The 6,884-nt window shown below is 67.2% G+C and carries 9 protein-coding genes and 1 pseudogene; 8 read left to right on the forward strand and 2 right to left on the reverse strand.

What is annotated here, in order from left to right:
* Positions 1-408: 408 nt before the first annotated feature.
* A complete protein-coding gene (locus tag JMJ56_RS32270; protein ID WP_202835976.1) occupies positions 409-681 on the reverse strand; it encodes a hypothetical protein in 273 nt (90 codons plus the stop codon).
* A gap of 129 nt (positions 682-810) precedes the next feature.
* On the opposite strand from JMJ56_RS32270, the gene JMJ56_RS32275 reads away from it, so the two are divergent.
* Positions 811-1,050 (forward strand): hypothetical protein, encoded by a 240-nt coding sequence (locus JMJ56_RS32275; protein ID WP_202835977.1) that lies wholly within the window; start codon positions 811-813, stop codon positions 1,048-1,050.
* A 595-nt stretch (positions 1,051-1,645) separates the two neighbouring features.
* Here the strand turns inward: JMJ56_RS32275 and JMJ56_RS32280 are convergent.
* Positions 1,646-1,882, reverse strand: coding sequence for a hypothetical protein (locus tag JMJ56_RS32280; protein WP_202835978.1), 237 nt, complete (start codon positions 1,880-1,882; stop codon positions 1,646-1,648).
* A gap of 187 nt (positions 1,883-2,069) precedes the next feature.
* Here JMJ56_RS32280 and JMJ56_RS32285 point away from each other — a divergent pair, with 187 nt between their 5' ends.
* The 7 genes and pseudogenes from JMJ56_RS32285 (at position 2,070) to JMJ56_RS34575 (ending at position 6,736) form a co-directional block, all read left to right on the forward strand.
* On the forward strand, positions 2,070-2,411 hold the full coding sequence (locus tag JMJ56_RS32285; protein WP_202835979.1) for a hypothetical protein: 342 nt from the start codon (positions 2,070-2,072) through the stop codon (positions 2,409-2,411).
* A gap of 74 nt (positions 2,412-2,485) precedes the next feature.
* Positions 2,486-2,830: a hypothetical protein gene (locus tag JMJ56_RS32290; RefSeq protein WP_202835980.1), complete on the forward strand. Its 345-nt coding sequence runs from the start codon at positions 2,486-2,488 to the stop codon at positions 2,828-2,830.
* A 315-nt stretch (positions 2,831-3,145) separates the two neighbouring features.
* Entirely contained in the window at positions 3,146-3,328 is a 183-nt protein-coding gene (locus JMJ56_RS32295) for a hypothetical protein (RefSeq protein ID WP_202835981.1), read from the forward strand.
* 654 nt (positions 3,329-3,982) lie between these two features.
* Positions 3,983-4,231, forward strand: a complete 249-nt coding sequence (locus JMJ56_RS32300; RefSeq protein ID WP_202835982.1) for a DUF6894 family protein — start codon at positions 3,983-3,985, stop codon at positions 4,229-4,231.
* Positions 4,232-4,334: 103 nt separating this feature from the next.
* Positions 4,335-5,669 carry an IS701 family transposase gene (locus tag JMJ56_RS32305; protein ID WP_202835983.1) on the forward strand — a complete coding sequence of 445 codons (1,335 nt, stop codon included), beginning with the start codon at positions 4,335-4,337 and terminating at the stop codon, positions 5,667-5,669.
* A 376-nt stretch (positions 5,670-6,045) separates the two neighbouring features.
* A pseudogene (locus tag JMJ56_RS35940) lies at positions 6,046-6,228 on the forward strand (dienelactone hydrolase family protein); the annotation flags it as partial.
* A 25-nt stretch (positions 6,229-6,253) separates the two neighbouring features.
* Complete coding sequence (locus tag JMJ56_RS34575) at positions 6,254-6,736, forward strand: dienelactone hydrolase family protein (RefSeq protein WP_236039031.1); 483 nt, start codon at positions 6,254-6,256, stop codon at positions 6,734-6,736.
* Positions 6,737-6,884: the final 148 nt, after the last annotated feature.

Consider the following 6,884-nt stretch of genomic DNA (forward strand, 5'->3'; position numbering starts at 1 on the left):
CAATTATGTCCCGTTCGGCTTTGAGCGCCTCCAGCTCCTGGCGAACCGCTGCCGTGTCTTGGGCAACCGAACTCTAGCCCTTTGCCAACAACGCCCAAGCCCGCATCGCCGCGCCGCACATGGACAGTGGCAGGGTACGCCCCCATTGCCCATGATGGGGGAACGGCAGCGTGTCAGCGTCGCGGCCAGAGCGGCGGCATGGCGCATAGACCCGGCCAGCCGAATGGGTGGCGGTGATCCACTCGAAGCCCGGCGGCAGTAGCGTCCGCGCCGCTGCCTCGTCAGTCGTGTAAGGCGGTGCCGGGCCGGATCGACCAATCGCCTGGTGAAGGGTCTCATCCGCACCAGTGCTGCCGGTTTTGACCACAGCTAGCCGGTCGGCAATGCGAACTAGGCGCCCAACGGGGCTCACCGCTCCGTCTTCGGCACCGCCCGCATGCAGCGGGGCAACCGTTCCTCATCGACCCAGATGTCGACTAGCGGCGTGATGGTCCCGGCCACGCCGAAGCTCTGCCCGTCGGGCGGGTGCCCCTTCATCCACAGCCGGCACACATAGCCGCCCTTCTGACGGTCGATCGTGGCGCCGCGGTAGGTGTAGGACGGGCCGCCGGGCCGGCCCTCTGCCGCCGTCTCGACGAGTTGGGGGCGCTCTCGCAGAGGCGGTATGAGGGTGTCGTTCATCCGATCCACCGCCGCCAGAATGGCCGCCGGCTTTGGCCCTCTCCGTTCGTCTATGGTCGACCAAACCGTTAAATCTTGCCGCGGTTTTGTTCTTGTCCTGTTCACATTGAGCAGGGCATCCTCGGCGCTATGTCGGACCCCGTCGACCCTCTCTCGCTAGGCCTGTCCCCCGGCTGGCTGACGGCTAGAACCCTGCAGGCGATGGAGGACGCGACGGCGCAGGCCCTTGCCCTCAACCTAGGCGCGGCAGCAGCCGTCGAGGCGACTTACTTGGTCGCTCGAGCTCATCACCCGGCGCTGCCGACCGCCATGCTGGTCGATGCTGCCGCCGCAACCCTGCCGACCCAAGCAGCAGCCTCAAAGCGCTGATGGGCCACAACATGTCGGAGTGGAAGCGGCATCGGCTGATGATGGCCGCGCCGCTGGCCGACTGGTCGGGCTGGATCCTGGCTATCGATTGCGGCTCCCCTCGGTGTCCAAGGCGCCGGTTCCATGAGGTAGCTGAACTCGCCCAGGCTCACCCCACTCGTCCGCTGCATGAATGCCTGAGCCGTATGCGGTGCAGAACCTGCGGAGGCGGCGTCCGAGCCGCGGTGATGCTGCGGACGGAGCATAGGGTCGTGCTGAGGGGGGCGGGTGCATGAACCAGCCGCCGAGCATGGGCGCGGGCAGTGACCCGGCGCTCGCGGTGACGACGATCGGCCACTTGGCGCGCGGCTGCTGCGTGCTCGAAATCTGGTGCCGCAACTGCGACCACCGCCGGTGGGTGCCAGCGCAAGCTATGGCCCGCCGGTATGGGCATCTGGCGCTCTGGGAGGCGACAGCGCGGATGCGGTGCGGACACTGCGGACAACGCGGAGCGTCGATCCGAGTGACGGCTTGGCCGCCGAGCGGTGCGCCGGCAGAGAAGGATCGGGTAAAGGCCTTCTCCAAGGTAAGCTGATTGGCTGAGGGTCCCACAAGCCTACAGCGACGCGCATTCTGGCGGCTGCGGCCCCCCGAGCGCATCAGCGATGGCGCAGTATCGCAGAGGGTGCCGAGCCGTGACTGCATCGGCCAGCATGACCGCGGCAGCACCGGCCATGGCGCTGTCGAGGCCTGCGATGCAAGGCAGCGCATCGCGGCCAAAGGCGGCGCAGTAGTGGTCTATGGCTGTCTCCAGCGTGAGATCCTGCACGGGCATGGCGGAACGGCGCGGCATGGCTTCCTCCTGTCTCGAGGCTTCCAGGTAACCGTTTAGCCGTCACGCCGTTCATCCATCTGGTGGATGCATGGCATCCAGGCTTCATATTGGTGCTGAGCCGATGCGGGGATCATCTTCCGCCTCAAGCAAGGCCGGCCGGGCGTCACGCCCTGAACTGCTAGCCTCCGAGACGGAGAACCAAGCCATGTTCCGTACTACTGTATTTGCCTCGCTGATCGCCCTCGGCGCTGTGGGTGCCGCGCAGGCGCAAGATAACGGCCCCCGCCTGGTGGGTGGCGGGGCCGATGGTGGCCCCCGCGTTGAGTACGTGACGCCGAGCCAGAATGTGGTCGGTGGCGGTTATGCCCGCATCACTGGCGAGAGCACCAACCGCAGCATCGCCTATTCGGGCCAGACCACGAGGCAGCAGCAGAGCAGCAGTGTGGCCCAGCTGGTCGGCGGTGGCCGTGAGCAGACCCTGGTGTATGTCCCGGCGCAGGCTGCCAGCCCGACCCTTGCTGGCCAGTTTACCCGCCACGGCGGTTAACCACACCACGAGTCAGGTTGGTGAGATTGCATGGGGCGCCTTTGGCGCCCCTTTGCATGTCCGGCAGCTCCATCATGTCCCGTCTGGCATCGACAGCGGCGGTGACCGACATCCACGATATGAGCCTGCCCCCTGACGCCCAGATGCCGACCGCGAAGCCGAGGCTCTCGCCCGAGGAGCGCCGGCGGCGAGATGCCGACCGGCTGGTCATGATCCGGTTGAAGCTGGCGATTGACCGCGAGTTGGATGACCGGGGCATCACTACGCCCGCCGAGATTGGCGCCGCCCTTGGGATGCCGGCGGCCGAGGCGACTGGTCTGCTGAACCGGAAGCAATGGCGCGAGGGCGATGTCGAACAGCTCGAGGCTGCGGCGGATCGGCTGGGGGTGCAGGTGCCGGAGCCAGGCCGCGGCTGCTGACCGAGATAACAGCGTAGCATCCAGTCTGCCGAGGGCAGGTGGCCTCCTCTCTCCACACCATCGTCGAGGATGACGCTGGTGCTGGGCATCTCTGCGCACATAAAACGGAAGGCTAACTCTTTCCGCATTCGCGACTGGTCGCGCCATCGCGGTCACTGCTCAATGTGGTGCCTCGTAAGGCGCATTCTTACGGCACCGCAGGAGTGGATCCTGTCCGCGTGGCGAGGGCGTATCCCTCGCTCGGTCGGGCGCCGGGCCGAACGTCCAGGGCAGAGCCGCTCGCCGGGGAAGCTTGGCGAGCGGCTCCCGCCGCGGATGACGATCGGCCAGAAGCTGGATGGGTCCGGCATCACCACACCCGCCGAGATCGGCGCCGCGCTGGGGATGCCAGCGGCCGAGGCGAACAAGCTGCTGACCCGGCACCAATGGCAAGAGGGCGATGTGGTGCTGCTGAAGGCCGCAGCAGCGTGGCTGGGGATTTGTGGGTCGGACCAATAGAGCGCCGTCTCCTGTGATGGCTGCTCGCGCACCCGTTGCTATTTTCGATTGATGCGGATCAAGCATGATCATTTCGCGGGGCGGGCTAGGAGCCATCCCTAGCGGCAGCTGGTCCCTTCCGTCTGCCTCCCCCGCCCAAAAACTCCGCGCCGATACTGCTAACCCCACCAATGCCGCCTGGATCTTCTGGGCAGCCCTTTGGGCATTTCGCCGCGAGCCAAGGCAGCTCGACCAGCGCCGGCAGGCCGCTCAAGAAGGGGCGCCTCGCGGCTTGGTGGCAGGAATAGCCGCAGGCGGCCAGCTAATCTTGTTACGGGAGCCGCAAGGGGTAGGCCACGCGGTGGGGCTGCCTGTTGTCTGCCGGGGCTGGATGGCCCCCTCCTGCCACACTTGCGCGAATCCAACTTGAGCAGCGCCGCTGCTGGTGCGGAACGCTCACAAACCCGCCCGGCTGGAAAGGCGTTGGCAGGCTAATCTCTTGTCCCCAACCTAAGGCCGCCTCATTCCCGTTAGGCGGCCTTTTCCTTGCCCGCAGCCTGATTGTGGCAGGCCCGGTTCACTTGTGAGGAGGGCGGTTTATCGCAGGTCAGCCCATCCCTTCGGCCGTGCGCAACAGGACGGCAGGGTGGTGAAGGCAGGACGTAAGATGCCGCTATGCCGCGGTTCTTCCTGCATATCCGCCAAGGCCAGGACCTGATCCTTGATCAGGAGGGGTCTGAGCTACCTGGTCTCGCCGCTGCGCAAGATGAGGCCCTCGCCAGTATGCGTCTGCTCGTGGCCGAGCGCCTTCTCAGCAGCCACAGCAGCAGGATACCGGACGCGCAACAGATTGAGGTTGCCGACGAAGCGGGGCAGGTCCTGGCGACGGTCCACGTCCACGATGGGCTAAGGCCGTTCAAGTAAGCGGGGATTATCGCAAGTCAGAGATGCTAGCACTACTTTGGCAGGTGAGTGGAACCTGGGCGAGGTTTGGGGCTCTGATCTGATGTGATCGGAGGTGGTCATTATGTCGGGCCTGGGTTGGCAGACGGAGCTCGGTCAATGGCTGGCGCCGTTCTTGGATGCGCTCGGGCATCCGGCACGGCGGGCGATGTGCCCACTCTACGTGGCGGGGCTGATCGGGCCTGGCGATCGCAAGAGCACGCAGCCTATGGCCGAGCGGCTGGGACTGGCGAGCCACGATGGCCTGCACCACTTCGTCTCGACCGGTGTGTGGGATGCCGCACCGCTCGAGGCTGCCCTGATGGCGGAGGCCGATCGCCTGGTAGGTGGCGAGAATGCTTGGCTGGTGGGCGACGACACGGCCTTGCCCAAGAAGGGTAAACACTCGGTCGGGGTAACGCCGCAGTACGCCACCACCCTGGGCAAGAATGCCAACTGCCAGACGCTGGTCTCACTGACGCTGGCCGGCGGCGAGGTGCCAGTGCCGGTCGCGTTGCGCCTGTTCCTGCCGGAGGGCTGGACAGGGGATCTAGGGCGCCTCGACAAGGCCGGCGTACCGGACGCCTGGCGTGGGCCCTGTACCAAGCCGCAGATGGCGCTGGCCGAGATCGACCGGGCGCTCGCCGCGGGCGTTCGGTTCCGGGCGGTGCTGGCGGATGCTGGCTACGGCCTGAGCGCACCGTTCCGACAAGGCTTAAGCGAGCGCGGGCTGGCCTGGGCAGTCGGCATTCCACGTCACCAGAAGCTCTACCCGGCCGATGTTGAGCTGATCTTTCCCAGCGCGGGCCGCGGCCGGCCTCGCCAGCACGCCATCCCAGATGCTCTGTCAGTCCCCGCCGAGGTGCTCCTGCGAAACACAACCTGGCGCAAGGTCAGCTGGCGGCATGGCACCAAAGGCCCGCTGAGCGCGAAGTTCGCAGCCCAACGGATCCGTATCGCCGACGGGCCGCCGCAGCGGATCCACGACGCGGGCGCCCAGCACATGCCGGGTGAAGAAGCCTGGGTGGTGGGCGAGCACCGCGCCTCAGGCGAGCGGAAATACTACCTGTCCAACCTGCCCGCCGATATCAGCCTCAAGGCTCTCGCTGCCGCCATCAAGGCGCGCTGGGTCTGCGAGCAGGCGCACCAGCAGCTGAAGGAGGAACTTGGCCTCGACCACTTCGAGGGACGGTCCTGGACCGGGCTGCACCGACACGCGCTGATGACGATGATCGCCCTCGCATTCCTGCAGCACCGTCGCCTGGCCGAGGCAGCGCGGGGGAAAAAGGCGAGCCGGACCACCGCCTCAACCCAGCCTGCCCGCCGTGCGCGCCGCACTCGTCGCCCAGCTGATCCTCACCCGAACACCACCACGATGCCCACATTGCCGCAGACCGATCAGCATGCCGCCCAATCCTAACCTGCCAAAGTAGTGCTAGGCCGCGTGGACAAAGCCGGGTGGCTTTTTTTTTGACGGCGTGGACCCGGCCTGTCCGAGATTGTTCCGCGCTGGAGGAGGCTGAGCGATGCGGCAACTGCTGGCGGTGCTCGGATTGACCTGTCTCCGCTGGCTGGCGGGGGCCTAGGCCTCGCGTGTGGAGATCCACCCTTTCGGGACCCGCAGCCCGACCGACCAGCAGTTCCTGACCGGGGCGGCTGATGCTCCGCACACCACGATCGTGGGCGAACTTCGGCTGCCCGCCGCAGTGACCGACCGCCTCCCCGCTGTAGTGCTCCTGCACGGCTCGGGCGGCCTCAGCCCAAACCTCCAGGCGTGGGTGCCCGAGCTGAACGCCATGGGCATCGCCACCTTCGTCGTGGACAGCTTCGCGGGCCGGGGCATCAGCGGCACAGGCGCTGACCAGGACCGCCTCAGCCGGTTGGCGATGGTCGTAGACGCCTACCGTGCCCTCGACCTCGTCGCCGCCCACCCGCGGATCGACCCGGCGCGGGTCGCGGTCATGGGCTTCTCCCGCGGCGGAGGGGCGGCGCACTGGGCCGGGGATGGACCGCTTTCGGGAGATACACGCGGCGCAGTCCCGCGCGCGGTACGCCCTGCACATCGCCTTCTACCCGACGTGCAACCGGGACTTCCGGGACGCGCTGGCCATCGGCGGCCCCGTTCGCATCATCCACGGAACGGCGGACGACTACATCCCGATTGCCGAATGCCGCGACCTCGTCGGCCGCCTGCGCGCGGCGGGGCACGATGCCTCCATCCTGGAGATCTCAGGAGCGCACCAGGTCTTCGACGCGCCAGCGAGAGGCCCGATACGGCTGCCGCAGGCGCAGACGACACGCGGCTGCCCGATCATCCGCGAGACCCCGGAGGGCACGCTCGTGAACAGCGCGACCGGGCATCCCTTCACCTACGCCTCGGACCCGTGCGTGGAACGCGGGGCGACGGCGGGTGGAGACGCGGCGGGGCTGGAGGCGGCAAGGCGAGCGGTGCGCGAGACGCTGGTGGCGGCCGGCTTCACCCGCTAAGGGGGCACGGAGACGCCTGATCCATAATCGAACGCAGCCAAGCAGGGCGAAGCCGAGAAAGCTGTTTGCCCGGCACCGTCAACTTGTCGACCCTTCGGCCGCCGCGCTGGCATGCCGAAGGCGACGCGCAGCAGAGTTTAGGCAGCAG

It is taken from the genome of Belnapia arida, assembly GCF_016773205.1.
Taxonomy (GTDB): Bacteria; Pseudomonadota; Alphaproteobacteria; order Acetobacterales; family Acetobacteraceae; genus Belnapia; species Belnapia arida.